The organism is Kitasatospora sp. NEAU-CNBT7 (assembly GCF_057220535.1).
This window is the reverse complement of the sequence record NZ_JBXQQB010000006.1, coordinates 265,525-290,379: the sequence shown is the minus strand read 5'-3', so window position 1 is coordinate 290,379 and position 24,855 is coordinate 265,525. Positions and strand designations below refer to the sequence as shown.

The 24,855-nt window shown below is 74.7% G+C and carries 26 protein-coding genes and 1 riboswitch; of the genes, 17 read left to right on the top strand and 9 right to left on the bottom strand.

Annotated features, from left to right (window positions below; translation table 11 throughout):
- Window positions 1-21 precede the first annotated feature (21 nt).
- Window positions 22-1,032 (bottom strand): glucosyl-3-phosphoglycerate synthase, encoded by a 1,011-nt coding sequence (locus AC2TEW_RS11305; protein ID WP_484623241.1) that lies wholly within the window; start codon window positions 1,030-1,032, stop codon window positions 22-24.
- 168 nt (window positions 1,033-1,200) lie between these two features.
- Window positions 1,201-1,344: riboswitch (SAM riboswitch) on the top strand.
- 17 nt (window positions 1,345-1,361) lie between these two features.
- Between AC2TEW_RS11305 and thrC the strand changes: the two genes are divergently transcribed.
- The 7 genes from thrC to AC2TEW_RS11270 all read left to right on the top strand — a co-directional run bounded on the left by thrC (window position 1,362) and on the right by AC2TEW_RS11270 (window position 7,142).
- Window positions 1,362-2,645, top strand: a complete 1,284-nt coding sequence (gene thrC / locus AC2TEW_RS11300) for a threonine synthase (protein WP_484623240.1) — start codon at window positions 1,362-1,364, stop codon at window positions 2,643-2,645.
- 36 nt (window positions 2,646-2,681) lie between these two features.
- Window positions 2,682-2,960 carry a ubiquitin-like small modifier protein 1 gene (locus tag AC2TEW_RS11295; RefSeq protein ID WP_484623239.1) on the top strand — a complete coding sequence of 93 codons (279 nt, stop codon included), beginning with the start codon at window positions 2,682-2,684 and terminating at the stop codon, window positions 2,958-2,960.
- Window positions 2,961-3,557: 597 nt separating this feature from the next.
- Window positions 3,558-3,764: a cold-shock protein gene (locus AC2TEW_RS11290; RefSeq protein ID WP_033819590.1), complete on the top strand. Its 207-nt coding sequence runs from the start codon at window positions 3,558-3,560 to the stop codon at window positions 3,762-3,764.
- Window positions 3,765-4,069: 305 nt separating this feature from the next.
- Window positions 4,070-5,692, top strand: a complete 1,623-nt coding sequence (gene groL / locus AC2TEW_RS11285; protein WP_484623238.1) for a chaperonin GroEL — start codon at window positions 4,070-4,072, stop codon at window positions 5,690-5,692.
- A 199-nt stretch (window positions 5,693-5,891) separates the two neighbouring features.
- Complete coding sequence (locus tag AC2TEW_RS11280; RefSeq protein ID WP_484623308.1) at window positions 5,892-6,476, top strand: Uma2 family endonuclease; 585 nt, start codon at window positions 5,892-5,894, stop codon at window positions 6,474-6,476.
- A gap of 19 nt (window positions 6,477-6,495) precedes the next feature.
- On the top strand, window positions 6,496-6,852 hold the full coding sequence (locus tag AC2TEW_RS11275; RefSeq protein ID WP_484623237.1) for a DUF8819 family protein: 357 nt from the start codon (window positions 6,496-6,498) through the stop codon (window positions 6,850-6,852).
- Window positions 6,849-7,142, top strand: a complete 294-nt coding sequence (locus AC2TEW_RS11270) for a DUF4031 domain-containing protein (RefSeq protein ID WP_484623236.1) — start codon at window positions 6,849-6,851, stop codon at window positions 7,140-7,142. The genes AC2TEW_RS11275 and AC2TEW_RS11270 overlap by 4 nt, the downstream gene beginning before the upstream one ends.
- Here AC2TEW_RS11270 and AC2TEW_RS11265 read toward each other — a convergent pair.
- Window positions 7,111-7,752, bottom strand: coding sequence for an HD domain-containing protein (locus AC2TEW_RS11265; protein ID WP_484623235.1), 642 nt, complete (start codon window positions 7,750-7,752; stop codon window positions 7,111-7,113). The two genes, AC2TEW_RS11270 and AC2TEW_RS11265, sit on opposite strands and share 32 nt — an antisense overlap.
- Before the next feature lie 101 nt (window positions 7,753-7,853).
- Here AC2TEW_RS11265 and AC2TEW_RS11260 point away from each other — a divergent pair, with 101 nt between their 5' ends.
- Genes AC2TEW_RS11260 through AC2TEW_RS11250 form a run of 3 tightly spaced genes read left to right on the top strand, consistent with a single transcriptional unit; the run spans window position 7,854 to window position 9,872 of the window.
- Complete coding sequence (locus tag AC2TEW_RS11260; RefSeq protein ID WP_484623234.1) at window positions 7,854-8,204, top strand: PadR family transcriptional regulator; 351 nt, start codon at window positions 7,854-7,856, stop codon at window positions 8,202-8,204.
- On the top strand, window positions 8,201-9,130 hold the full coding sequence (locus AC2TEW_RS11255) for a hypothetical protein (protein WP_484623233.1): 930 nt from the start codon (window positions 8,201-8,203) through the stop codon (window positions 9,128-9,130). The genes AC2TEW_RS11260 and AC2TEW_RS11255 overlap by 4 nt, the downstream gene beginning before the upstream one ends.
- Window positions 9,131-9,185: 55 nt before the next feature.
- Entirely contained in the window at window positions 9,186-9,872 is a 687-nt protein-coding gene (locus AC2TEW_RS11250) for a copper homeostasis protein CutC (protein ID WP_484623232.1), read from the top strand.
- Window positions 9,873-9,900: 28 nt separating this feature from the next.
- Here the strand turns inward: AC2TEW_RS11250 and AC2TEW_RS11245 are convergent, their stop codons facing one another.
- A complete protein-coding gene (locus tag AC2TEW_RS11245; RefSeq protein ID WP_484623231.1) occupies window positions 9,901-11,952 on the bottom strand; it encodes a HelD family protein in 2,052 nt (683 codons plus the stop codon).
- Between the two features lie 388 nt (window positions 11,953-12,340).
- Between AC2TEW_RS11245 and AC2TEW_RS11240 the strand changes: the two genes are divergently transcribed.
- Entirely contained in the window at window positions 12,341-12,562 is a 222-nt protein-coding gene (locus AC2TEW_RS11240; protein ID WP_033819582.1) for a hypothetical protein, read from the top strand.
- A gap of 42 nt (window positions 12,563-12,604) precedes the next feature.
- Here AC2TEW_RS11240 and AC2TEW_RS11235 read toward each other — a convergent pair whose 3' ends face one another.
- On the bottom strand, window positions 12,605-14,239 hold the full coding sequence (locus tag AC2TEW_RS11235) for a DNA repair helicase XPB (protein WP_484623230.1): 1,635 nt from the start codon (window positions 14,237-14,239) through the stop codon (window positions 12,605-12,607).
- Between the two features lie 130 nt (window positions 14,240-14,369).
- Between AC2TEW_RS11235 and AC2TEW_RS11230 the strand changes: the two genes are divergently transcribed.
- On the top strand, window positions 14,370-14,648 hold the full coding sequence (locus tag AC2TEW_RS11230; RefSeq protein WP_484623229.1) for a hypothetical protein: 279 nt from the start codon (window positions 14,370-14,372) through the stop codon (window positions 14,646-14,648).
- An 84-nt stretch (window positions 14,649-14,732) separates the two neighbouring features.
- Here AC2TEW_RS11230 and pgeF read toward each other — a convergent pair whose 3' ends face one another.
- Together pgeF and AC2TEW_RS11220 are read right to left on the bottom strand one after the other, a co-directional pair.
- Window positions 14,733-15,449, bottom strand: coding sequence for a peptidoglycan editing factor PgeF (gene pgeF, locus AC2TEW_RS11225; protein WP_484623228.1), 717 nt, complete (start codon window positions 15,447-15,449; stop codon window positions 14,733-14,735).
- Between the two features lie 40 nt (window positions 15,450-15,489).
- Window positions 15,490-18,018 (bottom strand): helicase-associated domain-containing protein, encoded by a 2,529-nt coding sequence (locus AC2TEW_RS11220; RefSeq protein ID WP_484623227.1) that lies wholly within the window; start codon window positions 18,016-18,018, stop codon window positions 15,490-15,492.
- Window positions 18,019-18,303: 285 nt separating this feature from the next.
- Here AC2TEW_RS11220 and AC2TEW_RS11215 point away from each other — a divergent pair, with 285 nt between their 5' ends.
- Together AC2TEW_RS11215 and AC2TEW_RS11210 are read left to right on the top strand one after the other, a co-directional pair.
- Window positions 18,304-19,095: a hypothetical protein gene (locus tag AC2TEW_RS11215; RefSeq protein ID WP_484623226.1), complete on the top strand. Its 792-nt coding sequence runs from the start codon at window positions 18,304-18,306 to the stop codon at window positions 19,093-19,095.
- A gap of 204 nt (window positions 19,096-19,299) precedes the next feature.
- Window positions 19,300-19,428 carry a hypothetical protein gene (locus AC2TEW_RS11210; RefSeq protein WP_484623225.1) on the top strand — a complete coding sequence of 43 codons (129 nt, stop codon included), beginning with the start codon at window positions 19,300-19,302 and terminating at the stop codon, window positions 19,426-19,428.
- A gap of 202 nt (window positions 19,429-19,630) precedes the next feature.
- Here the strand turns inward: AC2TEW_RS11210 and AC2TEW_RS11205 are convergent, their stop codons facing one another.
- Both AC2TEW_RS11205 and AC2TEW_RS11200 read right to left on the bottom strand, forming a co-directional pair.
- The gene (locus AC2TEW_RS11205) at window positions 19,631-20,563 is read right to left on the bottom strand and encodes a class I SAM-dependent methyltransferase (protein WP_484623224.1); all 933 of its coding nucleotides are present in this window, start codon (window positions 20,561-20,563) and stop codon (window positions 19,631-19,633) included.
- 107 nt (window positions 20,564-20,670) lie between these two features.
- Window positions 20,671-21,651 carry an ABC transporter substrate-binding protein gene (locus AC2TEW_RS11200; protein ID WP_484623223.1) on the bottom strand — a complete coding sequence of 327 codons (981 nt, stop codon included), beginning with the start codon at window positions 21,649-21,651 and terminating at the stop codon, window positions 20,671-20,673.
- Between the two features lie 148 nt (window positions 21,652-21,799).
- On the opposite strand from AC2TEW_RS11200, the gene AC2TEW_RS11195 reads away from it, so the two are divergent.
- Complete coding sequence (locus AC2TEW_RS11195; protein ID WP_484623222.1) at window positions 21,800-22,426, top strand: HAD family hydrolase; 627 nt, start codon at window positions 21,800-21,802, stop codon at window positions 22,424-22,426.
- Here the strand turns inward: AC2TEW_RS11195 and AC2TEW_RS11190 are convergent.
- On the bottom strand, window positions 22,393-22,722 hold the full coding sequence (locus AC2TEW_RS11190) for a hypothetical protein (RefSeq protein WP_484623221.1): 330 nt from the start codon (window positions 22,720-22,722) through the stop codon (window positions 22,393-22,395). The genes AC2TEW_RS11195 and AC2TEW_RS11190 overlap by 34 nt on opposite strands.
- A 192-nt stretch (window positions 22,723-22,914) precedes the next feature.
- Here AC2TEW_RS11190 and AC2TEW_RS11185 point away from each other — a divergent pair, with 192 nt between their 5' ends.
- Both AC2TEW_RS11185 and AC2TEW_RS11180 read left to right on the top strand, forming a co-directional pair.
- Entirely contained in the window at window positions 22,915-24,054 is a 1,140-nt protein-coding gene (locus AC2TEW_RS11185) for an alpha/beta hydrolase (RefSeq protein ID WP_484623220.1), read from the top strand.
- A 389-nt stretch (window positions 24,055-24,443) separates the two neighbouring features.
- Window positions 24,444-24,827, top strand: coding sequence for a cold-shock protein (locus AC2TEW_RS11180; protein ID WP_033819571.1), 384 nt, complete (start codon window positions 24,444-24,446; stop codon window positions 24,825-24,827).
- Window positions 24,828-24,855 lie beyond the last annotated feature (28 nt).

Here is a 24,855-nt window from a genome sequence, read left to right as displayed (position 1 = left end):
GCGGGCGGCCGGTCCCGGCGGTCAGCCGCGGCGGTCCCGGTACTCGGGCAGGGTCCGCACCGGCGGCCGCTCCACGGCGCCCACCGGGTGGGTGTGGGCGGTGAAGTCGCGGGTCGCCGGATCGCGGGAGAACTGGGTGAGCATCGGGTGCACCAGGCCGTCCTCGGCCTTCAGCCGGTGGGTGCGGTCCAGGCGTTCCAGCGCGGTGCGGTAGATGGTGGCGGCCATCCGGCCGAGCGCCTGGCCGTCCTGGTGGCGGTGGTGCCGGACCCCGACGTCGACCTGCGCCAGCGCGTCCAGCCCGACCGCGTCCAGGGCGTCCACCAGCAGGCCCAGTTCGACCCCGTACCCGGTCGGGAAGGGCAGCCGCTCCAGCAGCGAGCGGCGGGCCGCGTACTCCCCGCCCAGCGGCTGGACGAAGCCGGCCAGCTGCGGCCAGTGCAGGTTGAGCAGCGGCCGGGCGACCAGCTCGGTGACCCGGCCGCCGCCGGCCGGCACGACGGCGCCCGCGGTCTCCAGCGGGCGGTCGTACATCGCCTTGACCAGCTGGATCCCCGGGTCGGTGAGCAGCGGGCCGATGATCCCGGTGACGAAGGCGGGGTCGAACTCGCGCAGGTCGGCGTCGATGAAGCAGACGATCTCGCCGCGGGTGACCAGCAGCGAGCGCCACAGCACCTCGCCCTTGCCCGGCTCGGCGGGCAGCCGCGGCAGGATGTCGTCCCGGTGCACCACCCGCGCCCCGGCGGCGGCGGCCCGCTCGGCGGTGCGGTCCACCGAGCCGGAGTCCACCACCACCAGCTCGTCCACCAGCGGCAGCCGCTCCATCAGCTCGGTGCGGATCGTGGTCACGATCTCGCCGACGGTCGGCTCCTCGTCCAGGGCCGGCAGCACCACGCTGACGGTGCCCGCCGCGCCCGCCGCGCGCTTGGCGGCGACCAGCGTCCCCACCGGTCGGTCGGCCGCCCGCCAACTGCGGCGGCGCAGCCAGGACGCCACCTGGGGCTGAACGTCGGGCCGGGGCTGGTCGGGCAAGGTCTCGCTCCTCGGAATGGTCGGCGCCGTCTCGGGGACCGGACGGCATGAGGTGGTACCGGGGCCTTCGGATACAGTCTTGGTAATGCGATCCGACCTTCGCACGTCGGGGTGGGTCGCTGTGCACGACCACAAACGCGCTGCCGGTGGCAACACCGCGCGCCACATTGCTCATCCAGAGGGACTGAGGGAACGGCCCGTTGAAGTCCCGGCAACCTTCCCGTCCGGCGAAGCGACCGTCAGGTCGAGGCCCCGGCGGGACAGGTGCCAATTCCGGCCCGTGGCGCGCCCGCACCACGGGGAAGATGAGGAGAGAGGCCTCCGCCACCATGGCTACCGCTACCCCCGTTGCCGCCCCCGCAGTCGACCTCGGCCCCGCCGCCGCGCTGTCCTGTCGGGAGTGCGGCGCCCGCACCCCGCTCGGCCCGCACTTCGCCTGCGCCGAGTGCTTCGGCCCGCTGGAGATCGCCTACGACTTCGGCTCGTACGAGGCCGAGGAACTGCGCCGGCGGATCGAGTCCGGCCCGGCCTCGATCTGGCGCTACGCCCCGCTGCTGCCGGTGCCCGCCGACGTCGCGTCCAAGCCGAACCTGAACCCGGGCTGGACGCCGCTGGTGAAGGCCGACAACCTGGGCCGCGAACTCGGCTTCACCGCCCAACTGCACGTCAAGGACGACTCGGGCAACCCGACCCACTCCTTCAAGGACCGGGTGGTCGCCTGCGCCATCGAGGCGGCGCGCGCCTTCGACTTCACCACCCTGTCCTGCTCCTCGACCGGCAACCTGGCCGGCGCGGTGGGCGCGGCGGCGGCCCGGGCCGGCTTCAAGTCCTGCGTGTTCATCCCGCACGACCTGGAGCAGGGCAAGGTCGTGATGGCCGGGGTGTACGGCGGCGAACTGGTCGGCATCCAGGGCAACTACGACGACGTGAACCGCTTCTGCTCCGAGCTGATCGGCGACCCGGCCGGCGAGGGCTGGGGCTTCGTCAACGTCAACCTCCGCCCCTACTACGGCGAGGGCTCCAAGACCCTGGCGTACGAGATCTGCGAGCAGCTCGGCTGGCGGCTGCCGGAGCAGATCGTCATCCCGATCGCGTCCGGCTCCCAGCTCACGAAGATCGACAAGGGGCTGCAGGAGCTGATCCGGCTCGGCCTGGTCGAGGACCGCCCGTACCGGATCTTCGGCGCCCAGGCCGAGGGCTGCTCGCCGGTCTCGGCCGCGTACAAGGCCGGCCACAACGTGATCCGCCCGGTCAAGCCGGACACCATCGCCAAGTCGCTGGCGATCGGCAACCCGGCCGACGGCCCGTACGTGCTGGACATCGCCCGCCGCACCGGCGGCGCCGTCGAGGACGTCACCGACGCCGAGGTGGTCGAGGCGATCAGGCTGCTGGCCCGCACCGAGGGCATCTTCGCCGAGACCGCGGGCGGGGTGACCGTCGGCGTGCTGAAGAAGCTGGTGGAGACCGGTCAGCTGGACCCGGCCAAGGAGACCGTCGCGATCAACACCGGCGACGGCCTGAAGACCCTGGACGCGGTCGCCGACGCCGGCCTGACCGCCACCATCCGGCCGACCCTGGAGTCGTTCCGCGCCGCCGGTCTCGCCTCCGCCTGAGCCCTCCCCCCACCCCGCAGCAAGGAGTAGCCGCCCATGAGCGCCACCGTCCGCATCCCCACCATCCTGCGCACCTACACCGACGGCCGGGCCGAGGTCACCGCCGAGGGCGCCACCCTGGCCGAGGTGGTCAAGGACCTGGAGCACAACCACCCGGGCATCTCCGCCCGGATCCTGGACGACGCCGGACAGCTGCGGCGCTTCGTCAACGTCTACGTCAACGACGACGACGTGCGCTTCGACGGCGGCCTGGACACCGTGGTCAAGGACGGCGCGGCCGTCTCGATCATCCCCGCCGTGGCCGGCGGCTGCTGACCCTCCCGCACCCGGCGGCCGCGGCCGCGAATACCCGCACGCAGCAGCTCCGGGCCGCTGCCGGGCCGGAATCCCCGAATTCCGCCCCGGCGGCGGCCCGCGGCCTTTGCGGCGGACATTTCCCCATGTGGCTGGGTATAGAGTGCGGGGCACCGGGGTGTTCGAGGCCGATTCGAGGGGGCCTGTACCCGCCCGCCGGTCGGGTACGCAGCGCCTGTCCGCTCGTTGAGACCCGCCGCATCGAACGTGAGGCCGATCTGTCAGGCCGCCGTCATAATTATTTCGGCAATTTGCGGCATTGGTCCGCGATGTCCGGCGTCAATTGCTCGCAAGTGCCGCTTTCATCCCGTCATATCCCCTGCGGTCCGTAGCTTCTGCCCAAAAGTTGGGCCTGTTGCAGAGGGCGCATGTCCGGATACATTCAGCCGCGGTCGACGCATTCACCCGCGTTCCGGTCGCCCTCCGCGGGCCTCCGGGCGGTGGTCTGCGGCGTGCACGGCTGCGCCCAGGGGGGGTTCCCCGGGCCGGCCTTCCAGACCTCTGGACCCGCACCGTGCGGGTCCGTGAAGGGCCAGCACAGCACAAGGGGAGTTCGGAATGGCTCAGGGCACCGTCAAGTGGTTCAACGCCGAGAAGGGCTACGGCTTCATCGCGGTCGACGGTGGTGCGGACGTCTTCGTCCACTACAGCGCGATCCAGATGGACGGCTACCGCACCCTCGAAGAGGGCCAGCGGGTCGAGTTCGAGATCTCCCAGGGGCAGAAGGGTCCGCAGGCGGACATGGTCCGCGCGCTGGTTGCGTGACCTCTTCGACCTGCGGAACCTCGGCTCGGTCAACGAGCTGGCGGCCACAGATCAACGGCAGCAGGCCCGTACGGCATCCCCGTGCGGGCCTGCCGCCATGTCGGGACACCCCGCGAACGGGCTTGCACTCGCCACCCGAGAGTGCTAATCATTGGCGTTAGCACTCACAGCATGAGAGTGACAACGGATCGGGTCGGTGAGGCCCCCCGGGAGCGGTAGGGGACAGGACCCCCGCTCGCAGGGCCGTCCGTCGCGGGCACCCTTCGGTCCGGTGCAGTCGATCGCGTCCCGGAGGACCACTTCACATGGCAAAGATCATCGCGTTTGACGAGGAAGCTCGCCGCGGCCTTGAGCGCGGGATGAACCAGCTTGCCGACGCCGTCAAGGTGACGCTTGGCCCCAAGGGCCGCAACGTCGTCCTTGAGAAGAAGTGGGGCGCCCCCACGATCACCAACGACGGTGTCTCCATCGCCAAGGAGATCGAGCTCGAGGACCCCTACGAGAAGATCGGCGCGGAGCTCGTCAAGGAGGTCGCGAAGAAGACCGACGACGTCGCGGGTGACGGCACCACCACCGCCACCGTGCTCGCCCAGGCCCTGGTCAAGGAAGGCCTGCGCAACGTCGCCGCCGGCGCCAACCCGATGGCCCTGAAGCGCGGCATCGAGAAGGCCGTCGCGGCCGTCTCCGACCAGCTGCTCGCGCAGGCCAAGGACGTGGAGACCAAGGAGCAGATCGCCTCCACCGCCTCCATCTCCGCCGCCGACACCCAGATCGGCGAGCTCATCGCCGAGGCGATGGACAAGGTCGGCAAGGAAGGCGTCATCACCGTCGAGGAGAGCAACACCTTCGGTCTGGAGCTCGAGCTCACCGAGGGCATGCGCTTCGACAAGGGCTACATCTCCGCCTACTTCGCCACCGACCTGGAGCGGATGGAGGCGTCCTTCGAGGACCCGTACATCCTGATCGCCAACTCCAAGATCTCCTCGGTCAAGGACCTGCTCCCGCTGCTGGAGAAGGTCATGCAGAGCGGCAAGCCGCTCGTCATCATCGCCGAGGACGTCGAGGGCGAGGCCCTGTCGACCCTGGTCGTGAACAAGATCCGTGGCACCTTCAAGTCGGTCGCCGTCAAGGCCCCCGGCTTCGGTGACCGCCGCAAGGCCATGCTCGGCGACATCGCCATCCTCACCGGTGGCACCGTCATCTCCGAGGAGGTCGGCCTCAAGCTGGAGAACGCCGGCGTCGACCTGCTGGGCACCGCCCGCAAGGTGGTCATCACCAAGGACGAGACCACCATCGTCGACGGTGGCGGCGACAGCGACCAGGTCGCCGGCCGCGTGAACCAGATCCGCGCCGAGATCGAGAACAGCGACTCGGACTACGACCGCGAGAAGCTCCAGGAGCGCCTCGCCAAGCTGGCCGGCGGCGTGGCCGTCATCAAGGCCGGCGCGGCCACCGAGGTGGAGCTCAAGGAGCGCAAGCACCGCATCGAGGACGCCGTCCGCAACGCGAAGGCCGCCGTCGAGGAGGGCATCGTCGCCGGTGGTGGCGTCGCGCTGCTGCAGGCCGGTGTCGCGTTCGACAAGCTGGAGCTGGAGGGCGACGAGGCCACCGGTGCCAACATCGTCAAGGTCGCGCTGGAGGCCCCGATCAAGCAGATCGCGACCAACGCCGGCCTCGAGGGCGGTGTCGTGGTGGAGAAGGTCCGCAACCTCCCCGCCGGCCACGGCCTGAACGCCGCCAGCAACGAGTACGTCGACCTGATCGCCGCCGGCATCATCGACCCGGCCAAGGTCACCCGCTCCGCGCTGCAGAACGCCGCCTCCATCGCGGCGCTCTTCCTCACCACCGAGGCCGTCATCGCCGACAAGCCCGAGAAGGCCGGCGCCCCGGCCGGCGGCGGCATGCCGGGCGGTGACATGGACTTCTGATCCTCCTTCGAGGATCGGCGAGTTCGGATCGTCCGCGAGGGCGGTCTCCCCACACCGGGGAGGCCGCCCTCGCGGCGTTCTCGCCCCGGTCACCCGATCGTGCGACGCTGGGCGCATGAAGGGTCCCGGCGCCTCGGAGCGCGGCTACGGTGAGGGCGAGCAGCGTCATGCGACAGAAGGGGGGACGGCGGTGACCGCGATGGCCGTGGAGTCGGAACGGGAGTGGACCTACCTGCTGGACACCTGGAGGGAACTGGACGTCCCGGAGGGCTGGCGCGCCGAGATCGAGGAAGGGCAGATCGTCTTGGTGCCACCGCCCGGCAAGGGCCACAACCTGATCGCCGGTGAGGTGCATGACGCCCTGGTGCGCTGCCTCCCCCCGGAGATCGGCGCCTACCAGACCCTCGGGGTCGAGATCGTGCAGTCCGAGCGGATCTACGTCCCGGACCTGGTGGTCGTGGACAAGGAGCTCCTCAAGCAGCCGGACCGCGGCGACGCCGACCCGGTCGATGCCTCCGAGATCCTGCTGGCAGTCGAGATCACCTCGGCCGGCCACGCACGGCACGACCGCACCAGGAAGCTCTGGGCCTACGCCCACGCACCCGTCCCGCACTACCTGCTGATCGACCGCTTCGACGAGCACGGCCCGACCGTCACGCTGTTCTCGGAGCCGGTCGACGGCGCCTACCGGCGGAGCCTGCGCACGCCTTTCGGCAAGCCGGTCGCCCTGCCGGAGCCCTTCGGGGCCGAGCTGGTGACCGACGGGTTCCCGGGGCCGCGCTGAGCTGCGGGACAATGGGCGGATGGCCAGCCCTGAGATCGAAGCCGCACTGCACAGCGCCCGGGCGCTGATCCTCGCCGACCTGACCGCCCGGGACGTGGCGGACGCCGCCGTCGTCTCGCTGGTCGAGGACGCCGTGACGCACCGCCGCTGGTGGCTGGAGCAGTGGCCGGACGGCACCGAGTACGTGCTCGGGCTGGTCGCCCAGGACGTCCAGGACGCGCTGCTGGAGGCGTACGGCCGCTGGCCGCTGTGCGAGGAGTGCGCCGCCGACGGCGACCCGCACGCGCTGGGCGTGGAGCCCGAGCTCGGCCCGGACCCGCACTGGGTGTGCGGCAAGGAGGGGCGGGTCGTCGCGCCGGTCGGCGGGCTCTCGTGATCCTGATCGACCCGCCCGCCTGGCCCGGCCACGGCCGGCTCTGGTCGCACCTGGTCAGCGATGTCTCGTACGACGAACTGCACGCGTTCGCGGCCGAACTCGGCGTTCCCGCGAAGGCCTTCGACCGCGACCACTACGACCTCCCCGGCGACCGGTACGACCTGGCCGTCGCGCAGGGGGCCCGGCCGGTCCCCAGCAGGGAGCTGGTCGCCCGGCTGACCGCCGCCGGGCTGCGGCGGCGCAAGGCCGCCCTTCGGGCTACCCTTCGAGCCCCCCTTCGAGCGTCCTGAGCTCGGCCGCCAGGTTGGCCCGGGCGGCGGCGTCGAAGCGGGCCCGGGCCGCCTCGGTGCGGTAGAGCGCGGGCAGGCCGAGCAGCTGGCGCAGCACCGCCGCGCGACCGGCCCGGAAGGCGTCCTCGGGGACGAAGCCGTACTCCGCTCGGACGGCCGCCGCGTAGGCCGCGTACTGCCCGGGGGAGCCGCCGAGGACGGCCAGGTCCGCGTCGCAGAGCACCTCGCCGTTGCGGTCCCCGGGCGCGGGGTCATGGGTGACGGTGAGCCGGACCAGCCGGGCCACCTCCGCCACCAGCGGCTCGGCCAGCCCCGCCTCGCGCAGTGCGCGGACGGCCAGGGCCGCGCTGCGCTCCTCGTTCTCGGAGCGGTCCGGCCGGTAGACGGCGTCGTGGAACCAGGCGGCCAGCCGGACCGCGTCCGGGTCCTCGGCCTGCCCGGCCAGGGTGTCGATGTGGCCGAGCACCGCCCGCAGGTGGTCGGTGGTGTGGTACCGGCGCTGCGGTTCGGCCCAGCGCCGCAGCAGGTCCTCGCCGTACGGCCGCGGGTCGGCGCTCGCGCCGCAGCGCCGCAGCAGGTCGTTCCAGTGGTCCAGCAGCAGGGCGGTCATGGGGCCATTGTGGCCCCGGCGCGGCGACGGACCGTCAGGGAGGGTGCGGGTTTACGGATTCGCCTGACGGTATATACCGACGACCGGTATATCTAGGTGGCATGACAGAACGTTCGATGCAGGAGCCCACGCTGCTCCTGCTCACCGCCCTCGCCGACGCCCCGCGCCACGGCTACGCCCTGATCCAGGAGATCGCCGCGATCTCCGGCGGCCGGGTCCGGATGCGGGCCGGCACCCTGTACGGCGCGCTCGACCGGCTGCTCGGGCAGGGCCTGATCCGCATCGAGAGCGAGGAGGTGGTGGACGGCCGGGCCCGCCGCACCTACGCGCTCAGCGACAGCGGCCGGGCCGTGCTGGCCGCCGAGGCCGAACGGCTGCGCGCCGTCGCCGCCGAGGCCGAGCGCCGGCTCGCCGCCCCCGCCCGTCCCCGACTGAACGGAGCCTTCGCATGAGCGGCCGGATGATCGACGCGGTCCTGAGGCTCTACCCGGCGGGCTACCGGGCCGACCGCGGCGCCGAACTCGCCGACGTCTACGACTCGCTGGCCGCCGGCACCGGCCGCCTCGCACGCGCCCGCGAGCTGGCCGGCCTGGCCGGCCACGGCCTGCGGCTGCGGGCCGGGCTCACCTCCCGCGGCCTGCCCGGCCAACTGCTCGCGGCGACGGTGCCGTTCGTCGTGGGGGCCGGGTTCGGCCAGCAGGCCGGTTCGGCCTGGAACGTGTCGCCGTACGACTTCGCCTGGCACGGGCCGCTGCGCTGGTGGGGGGTCGGCCTCGCCGCCGTCTGGGCCCTCGCGCTGGCGATCGGGCTCTCCGGCCGCTGGACCGCGGCCCGCTGGACCGCCGCGGCGGCGACCGTCGCCGGGATCGCGCTGCTGGTCGGCTGGAGCATCCAGAGCCCGCCGTACCAGCACCTGCCGCTGTCGTACTACCTCGGCCAGGCCCTGCGGGCCGGCCTCGGCCCGCTCGCCTGGCTGGCGCTGCTGCTGTCGGCACCCGCGGACCTGCTCGGCGGTCGGGCCCGCCGCACCGCGTGGAGCGCCCTCGCGGGCGTCGGGGTGGCGCTGCTGCTCACGGCCGGCAAGGAGGTCGTCCACACCCCGCTGCTGTGGGACCCGAGCTGGCACCCGTACCGGCTCGCCCTGGTGGCGCTGCCGCTGCTGGGCCTGGCCCGTGGCCGGATCCGGCTCGCCGCGGCGGCCGTCGGCGGGCTGCCGCTGCTGCTCGACGACGACCTCTGGTACTGGATCGACTTCGAGCTCGGCGGGGCCCAACGGGCGGCGGGCTACCTGGCGTTCGTCGTCCTGGCCGTCCTGGCGGCCCGGTGGCTGCGGCGACGCCACGACGCCCGGCCGGACCGGCCGCCGACGGCCGGCTGAGCGCGGACCCGCAGGGGGCTCGCCGCGGCGGCGGACGGTGTGGCAAGGTAGCGACATGTCTAGACCAGTCTTCGAAGTCATCGCGCTGACCGCGCAGGATGCCCAGGCCGCCGCAGCCGGCGGCGCCGACCGCCTCGAACTGGTCACCGACATGGCCGCCGACGGGCTCACCCCCGCGGTGGCCGCCTTCGCCGAGATCCGCGCCGCCGTCGACCTCCCCCTGCGGGTCATGCTCCGCCTGCGCGACGGCTTCACCCCCGGCGACCTCGACGGACTGCTCACCCGCGCCGCCGCCCTGCGAGCCGAAGGCGCCGAGGAGTTCGTCCTCGGCTTCCTCACCGCCGACGGCGCCCTGGACCTGCCCGCCACCCTGGCCGTCGCCGAAGCCGTGGCCGGCTGCCGGTGGACCTTCCACCGGGCCATCGACCACAGCGCCGACCGGGCCGCCCTGCGCGCCGCCCTCGACGGCCTGCCCGGCCTCGACACCTACCTCACCTCCGGCGCCGCCGCCGGCGTCGACCACGGCCTGACCGTCCTGGAGGGCGAACTGGCCAAGTCCGGCGACCCCGGCTACCGGCAGCAGATCCTGGTCGGCGGCGGCCTGCGGGCCGAACACGTCCCCGCCCTGCGGGCCGCCGGCTTCGACGCCTTCCACATCGGCGGGGCCGTCCGCCCGGACGGCTGGCGCGGCCCCGTCGACGCGGCCGCCGTCGCCGAGTGGCGGACCCTGCTGGACGCCTGAGCCGCCCCGGGCCGGACCCGCCCGCCGCTCAGCGCAGCTGCTCCGGCAGCGGCTCACCGTGCAGCACGGTCAGCCCGGACACCGCCCGGGTCAGCGCCACGTACAGCCGGCGCAGCCCGGTCCGCTCGTCCGGCTCCCCGGCCACCACCGCGGCCGGCTCGTCCAGCACCACGTAGTCGTACTCCAGGCCCTTGGCCAGCGAGGCCGGCACCAGCGTCAGCCGCGCCTGCGCCGTGGTCTCGGCACCCGGCTCCAGGAACGGCAGCCCCGCCCCGGCCAGCGCCCCGGCGAACAGCGGGACCCGGGCGTCCGCCGCGATCAGGCCGACCGAGCCCTCGAACCCCAGCGCCGCCCGGCAGGCCGCCACCACCTCCCCGACCAGCCCGTCCGGAACGTGGCGCACCACCAGCGACCCCGGCAGCTCACGCACCGACCCGGCCGGCGCCAGCCCCGGAGCGATCGTGGGCAGCAGCCGCGAGGCGTACACGATCACCTCCTCCGGCACCCGGAAGCCCTGGGTCAGCTCCTCCACGTGCGCGCCCGCCTTGCCCAGGTGGTGCAGCGCCTCCGGCCAACTCCCGGTCGCCCACGGGGTGGTGCCCTGCGCCAGGTCGCCGAGGACGGTCGCCGAACCGGTCGAACAGCGCCGCCCCACGGCCCGGTACTGCATGGGCGACAGGTCCTGCGCCTCGTCCAGCACCACGTGTCCCAGCGACGGGGTGCGCTGCACCAGGTCCGCGGCCTCGTCGACCAGCACCGCGTCCGCCGCCGACCAGCGGGCCGACTTCACCGAACGCGGCGCCTTCGCCCAGCGCACCGCCCGCTGCTCCTCGGGCGTGAGGATCCCGTCCGCGCACGCGGCCAGGAAATCGGCGTCGCCGAGCAGCCGGTGCACCAGCTTGACCGGGTCCACGGCCGGCCAGCAGGCCCGGACCACCGCCTTGACCTCCGGGTTGCGGGCGACCGCGTCCTGCACCCGGTCGTCGGGAGCCTCGCCGCCCTGCTCCATCTTCACCAGCACGGCGTGCGCGATCCGCTGCGGCAGGGCCTCCCTGGCCGCCCCGTACCGGATCTCACGCCCCTTCAACTCCTCGATGATCTCGGTGAGTTCGTAGGCCGGGACGCGCCAGCGGCGGGAGCCGCGGACCACCACGCAGGGCTCGGTCGGCAGCGAGATCCCGGCCCGTACGGCCCGCCGCAGCACCTCGGCCATCCGGGCGTCGCCCTTGACCGTCGCCGCCTCGGCGCCGTCCTCACCGCGCACCTCGACCTGGGAGACCAGCTCCTGCACGGTCGCCTGGGCGACGTCCACCTCGCCGAGCGCGGGCAGCACCTGCTCGATGTAGTGCAGGAACGACCGGTTCGGGCCGACCACCAGGGTGCCGGTACGGGCGAGCCGCTCCCGGTGCGCGTACAGCAGGTAGGCGACCCGGTGCAGGCCGACGGCGGTCTTCCCGGTACCGGGGGCGCCCTGGACGCACACGGTGCCGGTGACGTCGGCCCGCACGATCTCGTCCTGCTCGGGCTGGATGGTCGCCACGATGTCGCGCATCGGCCCGACGCGCGGCTTCTCGATCTCGGCCGCCAGCAGGGCCGAGCGCGTCTCGGTCTCCGCCGGGTCGGTCAGGTGCTCGTCCTCGTACGCGGTCAGCTCGCCGCCGGTGTAGCCGAACCGGCGGCGCCGCTCGACGTCCATCGGCTCCTTGCGGCTGGCCCGGTAGAACGGCTGGGAGACCGGCGCCCGCCAGTCGATCACCATCGGGTCGCCGCCGGCGTCGTGCACGTGCCGGCGGCCGATGTAGAACCGCTCCCCGAAGGCGCCCTCGGCGTCCTCGCCGCCGATCGCGTGCAGGTAGTCCAGCCGGCCGAAGAACAGCGGGGTGTGCGCCAGATCGGCCAGTGCGGCGATCCGCAGCTCGATCTGGTTGCGCAGGACGGCGGCGGACACCCAGGTGCCGGTCACGTCCCGCAGGTCCAGCGACTCGACGTCCTCGCGCATCACGCGCAGCGCCGCCCGCGAGGCGGCCAGGTGGTCCCGCTCGCGGCGCAGCGGATCGTCGGTGGGGGTGGCAGATGGCACAGCGAACCTTCCCGGCTGCCCGGCCGCCCGGAAGGGGTGGGGCGGGGCAGCGGACTCGTCGTAGCTCACGGTGAAAGGGGTACCGCCGGTTGCCGACCGGTCGGGACCTCCCACGGCTGCCGACGACACGGGCACCACGGTTCGGGAGGGGACAGACCGGAGATCATAGACCCGCCCGTGGGGCGGCGCGAATCCTTATCCACGGCCTCCGCGGCCCGATCCGCGGCCTGCACGGCCCGCCCCGCGCCGCCGCCGGCCGGTCCGCACCCCGAGTGGCACCCCTGAGGGCCCCGGGGACCCCCGTACGCCGGAAGGACGAGCCGGACCCCGCCGACCACGGTCTTTGGACCGATGCCGTCCGCCCCGCCGGAAAACTACTGTGGAAGACATGAGCACCGCCCACATCACGGCGCCCCGGGCCGCGGCCTCGGCCCCCCGGGTGCGCAACCCCCACCCCTCCGTCCCCACCCAGCGGACCGCCGCCGGAGCCACCTCGGCGACCGGCCCGCGCCGCCGCAACCCGGTCTCCACGGCGGTCCGCAACGTCGGCATCGCGCTCGACACCGCCGCCCGGGTGGTCTTCCTCGGCCGCGACGGCGTCGGACTCTGACCCCCGCGGGGGCCGGGCCCACGACCCCCGCGGCGCCGGCGGCTACACGTCGTCGGCGTCGATGATCCGGTACGCGTAGCCCTGCTCGGCCAGGAAGCGCTGCCGGTGCGCCGCGAAGTCCTGGTCGACCGTGTCGCGGGCGACCACCGAGTAGAAGTGCGCCGAGTGCCCGTCCGCCTTGGGCCGCAGCACCCGGCCGAGGCGCTGGGCCTCCTCCTGGCGCGAACCGAAGGTGCCGGAGACCTGGATGGCGACGGTCGCCTCCGGCAGGTCGATCGAGAAGTTCGCGACCTTGGAGACCACCAGCACACTGATCTCCTTGGTCCGGAACGCCTCGAACAGCTTCTCCCGCTGCGCGTTGCTGGTCTCGCCCTTGATCACGGGGGCGTTCAGGGCCTCCCCGAGCTCGTCCAGCTGGTCGATGTACTGGCCGATCACCAGGGTCTGGTCGCCGGCGTGCTTGCGGACCAGCGACTCCACCACCCGGCGCTTGGTCGCCGTGGTCGAGCAGTACCGGTACTTCTCCTCCGGCTCCGCGGTCGCGTAGGTCAGCCGCTCCGAGTCGGACAGCGTGACCCGCACCTCGCAGCAGTCGGCCGGCGCGATGTAGCCCTGCGCCTCGATCTCCTTCCAGGGCGCGTCGAAGCGCTTCGGGCCGATCAGCGAGAACACGTCGCCCTCCCGGCCGTCCTCGCGCACCAGGGTGGCGGTCAGCCCGAGCCGGCGGCGGGCCTGCAGGTCGGCGGTGAACTTGAAGACCGGCGCGGGCAGCAGGTGCACCTCGTCGTAGACCACCAGGCCCCAGTTGCGGGCGTCGAACAGCTCCAGGTGCGCGTACACGCCCTTCCGCTTGGTCGTCATCACCTGGTACGTGGCGATGGTGACCGGACGGATCTCCTTGCGGGTGCCGCTGTACTCGCCGATCTCGTCCTCGGTCAGCGAGGTCCGCTTGACCAGCTCGTGCTTCCACTGCCGGGCCGAGACGGTGTTGGTCACCAGGATCAGCGTCGTCGACTTGGCCTCGGCCATCGCCGCCGCACCCACCAGCGTCTTGCCCGCGCCGCAGGGCAGCACCACCACGCCGCTGCCGCCGTGCCAGAACCCCTCGACGGCCTGCTGCTGGTACGGACGCAGGTGCCAGCCGTCCTGCTCCAGCTCGATCGGGTGCGCCTCGCCGTCCACGTACCCCGCGTGGTCCTCGGCCGGCCAGCCGAGCTTCAGCAGCACCTGCTTGATCTGGCCGCGCTCGGAGGGGTGCACCACCACCGTGTCCGGGTCGAGCCGGGCCCCCACCAGCGGGGTGATCTTCTTGGAGCGCAGCACCTCCTCCAGCACCGGCCGGTCGGTGGTGGACAGCACCAGCCCGTGCACCGGGTGCTTCTGCAGCTGCAGCCGGCCGTAGCGGGCCATGGTGTCGGCCACGTCGACCAGCAGCGCGTGCGGCACCGGGTAGCGGGAGTACGTCACCAGGGCGTCCACCACCTGCTCGGCGTCGTGCCCGGCGGCGCGCGCATTCCACAGCCCCAGCGGGGTCACCCGGTAGGTGTGGATGTGCTCCGGGGCCCGCTCCAGCTCGGCGAACGGCGCGATGGCACGGCGGCAGTCGGCGGCCCGGGGGTGGTCGATCTCCAACAGCAGCGTCTTGTCGCTCTGGACGATGAGCGGTCCGTCGTTCACGCCTGTGCCCTTTCGATGAGGCCGAACATCCAGTGTGCCGTACGGCGGCAGGGGGCCGGGGCGGGACGGCGGATGCCCCCGCGCGGGTGGCGGTGGGTGACCGGACGCGGGCGGGCTCGTTGGGCAGGCCATGAACACGCGCAACCGCTTCCTGGCCGGCCTCGCCCTCACGGGTGCCGCCGTCGCCACCGCCGTCGGTGCGACCCCCGCGCAGGCCGCCCCGACCCCCGGCCTGGACCAGGTGGCCGACATCGGCCAGCCCGGCGGGCTGTTCGGCACCGCGGCCTTCACCGTGACCGGGTTGCTGACCGGGGTCGAGCCCAAGGTGCCCGACCCGCAGTCGATCGTCGACCAGGCGAAGAAGCAGAAGCAGGAGCAGGACGCCCAGCAGGCCCAGCAGCAGCACTGAGGCCCCGCCGGGCCGCGGGCGCCTCCGCTCGGGTGCCTTCGCCCGGTCCCCTTCGCCCGGTCGCCTTCGTTCGGTCGCCTTCGCTCAGTCCGTGAGCCAGACGTACGCCGCGAAGCGGCCGGTGGTCTGCTCGCGGCGGTGCGAGAAGAAGTCCCGGTCCTCCATGGTGCACCGGTCGTCGTGCCGGATCCCGGTCACCCCGGCGCGGGTGAGCTGGGCGGTGATCCCCGCCCGGACGTCCAGCGCCGGGGTGTCCCGGCGGGTGGTGGACCACAGTTCCGGCAGCCCGGCGCAGGCCTCCTCGCGCATGGCCGCCGGCACCTCGTAGCACCGGCCGCAGGCCAGCGGCCCGACCAGGGCCACCAGGTCGGCCGGGTCGCTGCCGTGCTCGGCCATCGCGGCGACCAGGGCGGGCACCACCCCGGACACGGTGCCGACCCGCCCGGAGTGCGCGGCGCCGATCCGCCGCCCGACCGGGTCGGCCAGCAGCACCGGCGCGCAGTCCGCGGCCAGCGCGGCGAGCGCGAGTCCGGGCCGGTCGGTGTGGACGGCGTCGAGCGGCGGCGCGTCGGCGCCGAACGGCTCGGTGACGTACCGGACCTCGGCGCTGTGCACCTGCCGCATGAACACCACCCGGGCCGGGTCCAGGCCGAGTTCACGGGCGGTCAGCTCCCGGTTGCGGCGGACCGCGGCCGGGTCGTCGGCGGTGGTGCCGCCCAGGTTGCGGGTGTCGAACGGCGGCGCGCTGACGCCGCCGTGGCGGTCGGCGACGGCGTACCGGATGCCGGGTGCGAGTTCCATCTGGTCTCCCCCAGGGGTGGGTGGTGGTCCGGGCCGGCGGTCAGTCCTCGTCGACCTCGGCGACGCCGGTGATCCGGTGCAGGGCGAAGGTGCGCACCTCGTCGGAGAGGTGGTCGTACGCGGTGACGAAGCCGCCCTCCACCTTGACCGGGTCGACCACCCGCTGCGAGGACAGCCCCTCCGCGTTGATGTACCCGATCCACATGCGTTCGCCCAGCAGCACCGCGGTCTGCAGCGCGGCGAGGGTGTCGGCGGCGGCGGTGCGCGGCAGCTGCCGCAGGTCGGCGCGGGCCGGTCCGTGCTGCTGGACGGTGGCGGCCGGGCCGGCCACGGTCTCCCGGCGGACCGCGGTGGCGGCCCGGTCACCTGCCCTGATCGCCTTCAGCGCGGCCGCCAGCAGGGTGGCGTCCGGCCGCGGCGGGCCGTCCGGGACGGGTACGGGGGCGGTCCGCGGCAGCGTCCGGTGGCTGTCCGGGCGGGTGATCAGCACGTCCCCCTCGGCGGACTCGGCGACCGGCGCGTACCCCATCTGCCGGACCACGCCGAGCAGCGTCTCCGGCCCGGCCTGGGCGGCGAGCACGGTGGGCGCGAGCAGCCGCAGCCGCAGTTCGGCCGCCCGCTTGTCGGCGATCACCTCGGCGAGCAGCGCCGGGTCGTCGCAGCGCAGGTACGAGGAGGCGGCGCCGACCCGCAGCACGCCGTGCCGGCGGGCCACGTCGTCGATCAGGTAGCTGAGCGGCTGCGGCACCGGGGTGCGGGAGTGCCGTCCGAGGAAGGTGTGCAGGTCGGCGGCGGTGCGCCCGGCGTCCAGCGCGCGGCGGACCGACTCGGGGGTGAAGCGGTAGACGGTGGCGCCGCCCTTGGACTCGACGTCGGCGCACAGGGCGAGCGCCTGGGCGAGCGGGGTGAGCAGCGGGCCGGGCGCGATGGCGGTCAGGTCGGGCTGCAGGATGACGTGGTCGAGCGGCTGCGGCAGCAGCGGTTCCAGCAGGGGGGCGGGGTCGGCGCCGGTCAGCAGGGCGCGGGCCGGGCCGGCCAGGGCGCCGCGGCCGGTGACGCCGAGCAGTTCGGCCTCGGCGAGGGTCCAGTCGGTGAGGTGGTCGCGCAGGTCGCGGCCGTCCGGCCCGGTGGGGCCGCCGCGCAGGGGCCGGTGCCAGCGCAGCACCGGGAGCAGGGCCTCGGCGCCCGTGGCCGAGCCGGCGGGCAGGTCGGCGAGCAGGGTGAGGGCCGCGCGGCGGACCACCGGGGCGAGGGTGCGGTCGAGTTCGGGCCCGAGTGCGGCGCGGGTGCGGCCCTTGCCGTCGGGGGTGCCGGTCAGGGCGGCCACCCGGGTGGCGGTGAACCAGCTGCGGGCCAGGTGGGCCCAGCGGTCGGCGGTCGGCTGCTGGCGCCAGGTGTCGTACCCGGGGGTCGGTGCCCAGCGTTCGTCGGCCTCGCCGTCCGGGGCCAGCAGGCCCGCGGTGTAGGCGAGTTCGAGCCAGAACGCGGCGGTGGGCTCGGGGCACTCCAGGATCAGTGCGGCCCGCTTGAGGTCGCGTACGCCGAGGCCGCCGGCCCGCAGGGTGGCGGGCGGGGTGAGGCCCCAGGCCTCCAGCAGTTCCTCGACGGTGGCGACGGCGGTGTGGGCCTGGCCGGCGGCGGCGGCGTCCACCGTCCGCGGGTCGTGGGCGGCGGTGGCGGTGAGGGCCGGGGGCGCCGGTTCGACGGTGCGGTGGCTGCGGCCGCCGCGCAGGTGCAGGGCCAGCTCGCGGGGCAGGACCACCGAGCCGGCGCTGGAGGGCAGCAGCAGGCCGCGGGCCAGCAGCCACTCGACCGGGCTGCGGGCCTCGTCGGCGGTGACCGGGCGGGCCGCGTCCGGGACGGTGCCGGTGGGCGGCCCCCAGACCAGCCGTTCCAGCAGGGCCAGGGCGGGTTCGGGGGCTTCGGCGAGCAGTGCGGCGCAGCGCCTGCGGTCGGTGAGCAGGGCGCCGAGGGCGGCCACCGCGGTGACCGGGTCGGCGGTCGGGGGGAGTCCGGCGCCGGTGAGCAGTTGCTGGAGCCGCGCCGGGGACATCCCGACGGTCGCCTCGGCGAGGGTCGTGCCGAGGCCGGTGCGGCCGGGGTTGGCGGCGCTCGGGGCGAGTGCCTCGCGGACCGCGATGACCAGCCGCAGGGCGGAGTCCGGGCCCCAGAGCAGGGCCTGTTCGCGCAGGTCGGTGAGGGCGCCGGGCAGTGCGGCGGTGACGGCCTCGCGGTCGGCGGGGTCGGCCGCGGGGTGGGGTTTGACCCGGGCCGGGCCGGTGAGCAGGTTGCGGACGGCGGTGTCCGGGCCGCCGTCGGGGAGGGCGGCGAGCGCCTCGGCGACCTGGAGGGTGAAGCGGTCCAGGCGTTCCAGGGCGCGCAGTGCGGAGGCGCGGCTGGAGAGCCGGGCGGCGAGCTGGGTGAGGTCGCCGGGGACCGGGTTGAGCAGATCGGGCCGCGCGCGGAGCAGGCCGGTGAGCGCCTGGTCGCTCCGGGCGCGGAGCTCCTCGGCGAGCGTGCGGGGGGCGGTGGCCCGGCCGGGGCGAGACCCGCTCTGCGTTGTGGTCATCCGACCCAGGTTAGTCGGCCCGGACCAAGAGAAGGCAAGGCCCGGACGTCGCCGGGTGGGCGGGACCGGACGTCGCCGGGCGGGCCGCAGTGGCCCGGTGGCCGGCGGGCGCGGTACGGGCGTGCGTGGTACGGGTGGGGCGCGCGGTGCGGGCGGGGGCGGGCGGACGGTGCGCACGCGGCACCGGCACGGGGCGTGCGGGGGCGAACGGCTCGCTTGGGGAGCCCGGCAGTGGGTACCGTCAGCGCAGGTGGGCCGGCGGCGCGATACGGGGTGGCAGGGGCGATGGCGGACAGTCCTACGGGTGGCGACAGCCCCACGGGCGGCGAGTGGTGGCGGGCGGGGAAGCGGGTGCTCGGCGCGGTCCGTGCCGGGGGTACCGAGGGGGCCGGGCGGCCCGAGGAGAGCGTGTACACGGCCGAGGTGCCGGCGCCGACGGGCTGGGCGAAGCCGCCGGCCGCCTCGGGAGGGGCCGGGGCCGTACCGGTCCAGGACGGCGGCGCGGTGGACCGGCCCGCGCGGCCGCTCGGCGGCGAGGACGTCACGGCGCGGTTCCCGGGCTGGGACACCGTCAGGTTCTACCCGTTCGAGGAGCCCGCCCCGGCGCCGGTGCCGCCGCCGCGGGAGACCGCGGAGGTACCGGTCGCGGCCGCCGAGGCCCCGGCCCCGGCGGCCGAGGCGGGCGCGGCGGTGGCGGCGGCGGCCCGGGGCGCCGGGCTGCTGGCCGGGCGGCGGCCCGCGCCGCTGCTGCTGGTGGCGTCGGCGGCGCTGCTGGCCGGGGCGTACACGGGGGTGCTGCTGGCGATGCTGGGCGGCTGGGGCGCGGCGTACCTGTCCCGGGGGCTCGGGGACACCACCAAGAAGTTCGCGGTACTGGGGATCCCGCTGGCCTGCATGACCGGTGCGTCGGTCTGGTTCTGGGGCCGGGCCCGGGGGCGCTGGGGTACGCCGGTCGACGCGGGGACCTCGATGGGCAAGGTGACCTGGGACGCGGCGCCCGGGGTGCTGCGGCTGGCGGCGGTGCTGACGGCGGTGTTCCTGCTGGCGCTCACCCTGCGGCGGCGCAAGGAGGCCTGAGGGCGCCCGGGCCCGCGCTCGGCGGCCGCCGAGCCGCGCACCGGCGCGCCCGCAGGCCCCGCCGCCCAGGCTGGTACGGCCGGCCAGGGCGGCGCCGCGGCCGGGTCCGCCTCCGGTTCGGCCGAACCGGGTGCCACCCTGCTCCGCTTCCCCCAGCCGATCCCGCTGGTGGGTGCCTCCGACTCCGGCCGAGAAAGGGAACTGATGCCTCATCGGCGCCGCACCGCCCGGACCCGCCAGGCCCGCCCCCGCCAGGGCGGCAAACGCGCGGTGGGCGGCACGACGGGCCAGGAGGCCGCGGAGGAGCGGCCGGACGGCGCGGCGCCGGAGTAGCCGACCTGGCCGGACGGCGGGGGCCGAGCGCCGGCCGTACCCTGCACCGCGGCGGCCTGCGGCCCGTGCCCCGCACCCCGTACCGCATGCCGCGGCGGCCTGCACCCCGCACCGCATACCGCGACGGCCTGCGGCCTGCGCCGCACCGGCCCTCGGCGCGCTGCCGCCGACGGCGGAACGCGCGCACGGGGATGACGGCTCGTCAGCGTGCCCGTACGGCGGTCGTGTAGCGGATCGCGGTGCGGCGGGTCAGGCTGCCGTCCGGACCGGCCAGCGGCGCGAGCGCGTCGAACGCCGCCCGCCTGGCCTGCGGCAGCCGGTCGGCAGGGATCGCGTCCAGGGTGCTGCGGCGTCCGCTCGCCCGGAGTGCGTCCCACCAGGCGTGCGGGTCCGGGTAGTGGGTGACGGCCTGGTGCTCGACGCTGCGGACCTCGGTGAAGCCCGCCGCCGTGAGGAGCTCCGCCGCTGCGTCCGCGTCCCGGGCGAGCGGGTTGGCGCCGCCGGTGCGCCCGCCGCGCAGGGCGCCGGGCGGCGGGTCGGCGGCGAAGGCGGTGAGCGCGGCCGAGGGCTCGGCCCAGCGGGGGTCCTCCGCGCCGAAGGCGGTGAACCCGAACAGTCCGCCCGGCGCCAGCAGCCGGTGGGCCGAAGCCACCGCCGCGGCCGGATCGGGGGTGTGGATGACCGCGAACGAGGACAGCACGGCATCGAAGGAACCGTCGGGGAAGTCCGGCCGCTCCGCGTCGCCGAGCCGCACCGAGACCTGCGTCAGCCCGCGGGCGGCGGCGTCGGCCGAGGTGCGGCGGACCATCCCGGGTGCCAGGTCGATCCCGACCGCCGTCCCCCCGGGCCCGACCGCCTCGGCCGCCGGGAACAGCACCGCACCCCGCCCGCAGCCGAGGTCGAGCACCCGCCGTCCCGGCCCCAGCGCGGCCAGCCTGGCCAGCCGGGCCCCGACCGGGTTGAAGAACGGGCCGTTGCGGGCCTCGTAGTCGTCGGCGACCAGCGAGAAGGTGCGGGCGAGCTCGTCCTTGCGCCGGTGGGACACGTCCTCGCCCCGCCGGGCGCCGGGCGTGCCGTCCTGGGCGCCGGTCGCGCGGTCGCGGGCGTCGGGCGGGCGCTGCTGGGCGTCGGGCATGCCGTCATGCTCGCCCGCCGGGCGGCCACCGGGCAAGAGCGGCCCCAGGCCGTTCCCCGCGCGCCCACCACCCGCCGCACCACCCATTCTCGGCACCACCCGCCGCACTACCCGCCGAGGGCGCGCTGGAGTTCGGCGATGACCAGGTTGGCGCCGGTGTAGCCGATGCCCTCGAACCACAGCTGGTCCTCGACCGGGAACGCCCGGTGGCCCTTGACCGCGCCCAGCGCCTGCCAGGCGGAGCTGCTCAGGGCGGTGGTGGCACCTGCCCGGTCGGGGTCGCCGTAGGTGGAGTGGAACAGGAAGTCGCCGTCGGCCAGGGCGAGCTGGTCGAGGGTCACCTCCACGTCGAGCCGGTCGGTGTTCTGCGGGTCGGGCCGGTTCAGCTGCAGGTCGGTCAGGACCGTGCCGATGAAGCTCTGCCGCCCGTACAGCCGGATCCCCGGGGATCCCTCGACGAACCGCACCACGCTGATCCGCCGCCCGCCCGAGCCGGCCGCGCCGATCGCCTGCACGGCCTGGGCGACGTGCCGGTTGTACGCGCCCACCACGGCGGCCGCCTGCTCCCGGCGGCCGAGCGCGGCCGCGTGCAGCTGGAAGTTGTCCCGCCAGGGGGCGCCGGTGGTCCGGCTGAGGACGGTGGGGGCGATCCGGGCCAGCGCGTCGTAGCGGCCGTCGTCCCGGGCGAGGTTGCCGAGGATCAGCTGCGGGGCGAGGTCGATGATCCGGGCCAGGTCGGGGTTGCCGATGTCCCCGGCCGGCTCGACCTGTTCCAGCCGCGAGAGCGGCCAGTACGAGGGCAGCCCGGCGTCCAGCGGGGCCTTGAGGGCGCCGACCGGGGTGATGCCGAGCGTCATCGCCGAGTCCAGTTCGGCGGTGTCCAGCGCGATCACCCGCACCGGGTGCGCGGGTACCACCACCGGGCCGTTGCCCGCCTGCACGGTGCCGCCCGGGGTCGGTACCGGGGCCCGGCCCGCCGCGGTGCCGGCCGGCGGGGACTGCGGGTGACCGCCGGAGCCGGTGCACCCGGCCAGCAGGGCGGCGCCGAGCCCGGCCAGGGCGGTGCGGCGGGACGGCTGGGGCGGCACGCGCGGACCTCCGGATCGCGGTCGGTGCCCGGCCCGTGCTCGGGTCGACGCGGCCGGATGTCAGCGATTATGTCCGGTTCGCCGGTTCGGTCCGGTTCATTTCGCCGCTCCCGGGGTGGCCTGTCGGCCACCGCATAGGCTGGCGGCCATGGCGTTCACCGTTGGCTTCGACCTCGACATGACCCTGCTCGACACCCGTCCCGGCATCAAGGCCACCTACGACGTGCTGTCCGCCGAGACCGGCGTGTGGATCGACAGCGACCTGGCGGTCAGCCGGCTCGGCCCGCCGCTGGCCCGGGAGATCGCCGAGTGGTTCCCGCCCGCCCGGGTGGCGGAGGCCGCCGACCGCTACCGGGCGCTGTACCCGGAGCACGCGGTGGAGCGCGCCCTGCTGCTGCCGGGCGCACTGGAGGCGCTCCGCGCCGTCCGGGAGTGCGGCGGCCGGGTCGCGGTGATCACCGGCAAGCACGAGCCCAACGCCCGGCTGCACCTGGCCGCGGCCGGTCTCGACGCGGACGTCCTGGTCGGCGATCTGTGGGCGGAGACCAAGGGTGCCGCGCTGCGCGAGCACGGCGCGGCCGTGTACGTCGGCGACCACCTCGGCGACATCGTCGGGGCCCGGGCGGCGGACGCGGTCGCGGTCGGCGTGGCCACCGGGCCGTACGGCGTGGCGGAGCTGGCCGAGGCCGGGGCGGACGTGGTGCTCGACGACCTGACCGGCTTCCCGGCCTGGCTGGCCGGCTACCTGGCCTCGGCCGCCGCCCCGGGCGCCTGAGCCGCTGCGGGCGCCTGAGCTGCCGCGGGCGCCTGGGCAGCCGCGGCGGCGGCCGGCTGCGCGGCCCGCTCGGTGACCCGGCGCCGCTGCGCCCGGGCGGAGAGCAGCAGCCCGGTCACCGACAGCAGGAAGCCGAGCGGCATCAGCATGCACAGCCAGTACGCGAAGCTGGGAAATCGCGGCAGGTCGAAGAAGAGCGGCACGAAGGTCACCAGGGTGGCCACGGCCCCGGCGCCGAAGACCAGACCCCCGGTCCTGACCAGCGCATCGCCCCGGTCCGCACGCTGACTGCTCACAACTGACTCCTTCTCGCCTCGACGGCCCAGTGTCGCAGAACGCCCCGACCCCCGCCGATCGGCGGGGGCGGGGTCCGTCTGTACGCTCAGGTTTCCCAGGGAACTCTCAGGCACCCTGGTGATTGTCGTACTGCGGTTTCTGCGGGGGGATTCCCGGAGGCCGGGCCATCGGGATACAGGGGCTATACACGCATGGGTCTGACCAGTCACAAGGTGCTGGCGCTGTCCGCGCTGGTCTCCCTCCTGATGGTGGCCGGCACGGTCTGGCTGTGGCCGCGGCTGGCCCGCAGCGGCTGGGCCGCGATCTGCGGCCGGATCGGCACGATCATCGCCACCCAGCTGACCGTGATGTGCACCCTGGGCCTGCTGGCCAACAACTCCTTCGCCTTCTACAGCAGCTGGGACGACCTGCTCGGCACCGGTGACAACGGCCCGGTGACCATCGAGAACCAGTTCGCGGACGGCCGCCGCACGGCCGGCATCCAGCAGATCTCCGACGAGAACGTGCGCGGCACGAAGTCGGTCGGCCGGGACCCGGCGCTGGTCGGCAAGCTGGAGCGGATCCGGATCCCCGGCGCCACCACCGGCCTGTCCACCGAGGGCTACGTCTACCTGCCGCCGCAGTACTTCCAGCCCGACTACCGGGACCGCAGGTTCCCCGCCGTGATCGCCATCACCGGCTTCCCCGGCGACGCCAAGAACCTGGTCAGCAAGCTCAACTACCCGGCCACCGAGCTGCAGCAGATCCGCGACGGCAGGATGAAGCCCGCGGTGCTGGTGCTGATGCGCCCCTCCCCGGCGATGCCGCGCGACACCGAGTGCGAGGACATTCCGGGCGGCCCGCAGGCCGAGTCGTACTTCGCCAAGGACGTGCCGGCCGCGATCCGCGCCTCGTACCGGGTCGGCGACGGGGCCGGCGACTGGGGGCTGATCGGCAACTCCACCGGCGGCTACTGCGCGTTGAAGCTGTCCATGAAGCACCCCGAGGTGTACTCGGCCGCCGTCTCGCTGTCCGGCTACTACCGTGCCGCCGAGGACCCCACCACCGGCGATCTGTTCGACGGCCGGCAGCAGCGCCGCGACGAGGCCGACCTGGGCTGGCGCCTCGCCAACCTGCCGCACCCCGCGGTCTCCCTGCTGGTCGGCGGCAGCAAGGAGGGCGACGGCGACTACTACGACAACACCCGGCGCTTCGTCGCCGCCGCCGAGGGCGGTCCGACCAAGGTGTCCTCGATCACCCTGGAGACCGGCGGCCACAACTTCAACACCTGGAACCGGATGCTGCCGGCCTCGCTCGGCTGGCTCTCCGAACACCTCAACGCCCCCTCCTGACCCACCCCTTGACGGCCGCCCCGGCCGAACCGGCCCGCGCGGCCCCGCCCACCCTCCGGCGCCCGCTGTGACCAGGCATCGGTCACTGCCCGGAGTTTCCTGGCAGCGGGGAGTTTCGACCGCGCCCCGGCCGGGGTATGCAGCCATCGCGCGGGGTCCGGCGGACGCCCCGCCCTACCGATCGGGGGTGAGAGCCAGTGGTCAGCGCCATGTCGCACCCTGGCCCGGCCAGGCCCCGGTCCGGATCTGCTGCAGCGCATGAGTGAGCAGCTGAGAGATCATTGATCCGCTGTCCGGCCGACCCGCCGCGCGTGGTCGGTCCGGCTCCCCGTCCAGCGGGCCCCGGGCGATGCCGGGGCCGCTCCCACACCCACACGAGGACTTCCGAGATGCCCACCGGCCAGGTCAAGTGGTTCAACGAGACGAAGGGCTACGGCTTCCTGTCGCGCGACGACGGCGGCGAGGTCTTCGTGCACACCAAGGCGCTGCCCACCGGCGTGACCACGCTTCGGCCGGGGCAGCGGGTCGAGTTCGGCATCGCCGCGGGCCACCGCGGCGACCAGGCGATGGGCGTCACGCTGCTGGACGCGCTGCCCTCGGTGGCGGCGGCCCAGCGCAAGAGCGCGGACGACATGGCCCCGATCGTGCAGGACCTGATCTCCACCCTCGACGCGGTCCTGCCCGGCCTGCAGCGCGGCCGCTACCCGGCCAAGCCGACCGGTCAGCAGCTCGCGGTCCTGCTGCGGGCGGTGGCCGAGCAGTTCGACGTCTGAGCGCCGCCGCCGCGCCGTCCGCGGCCGG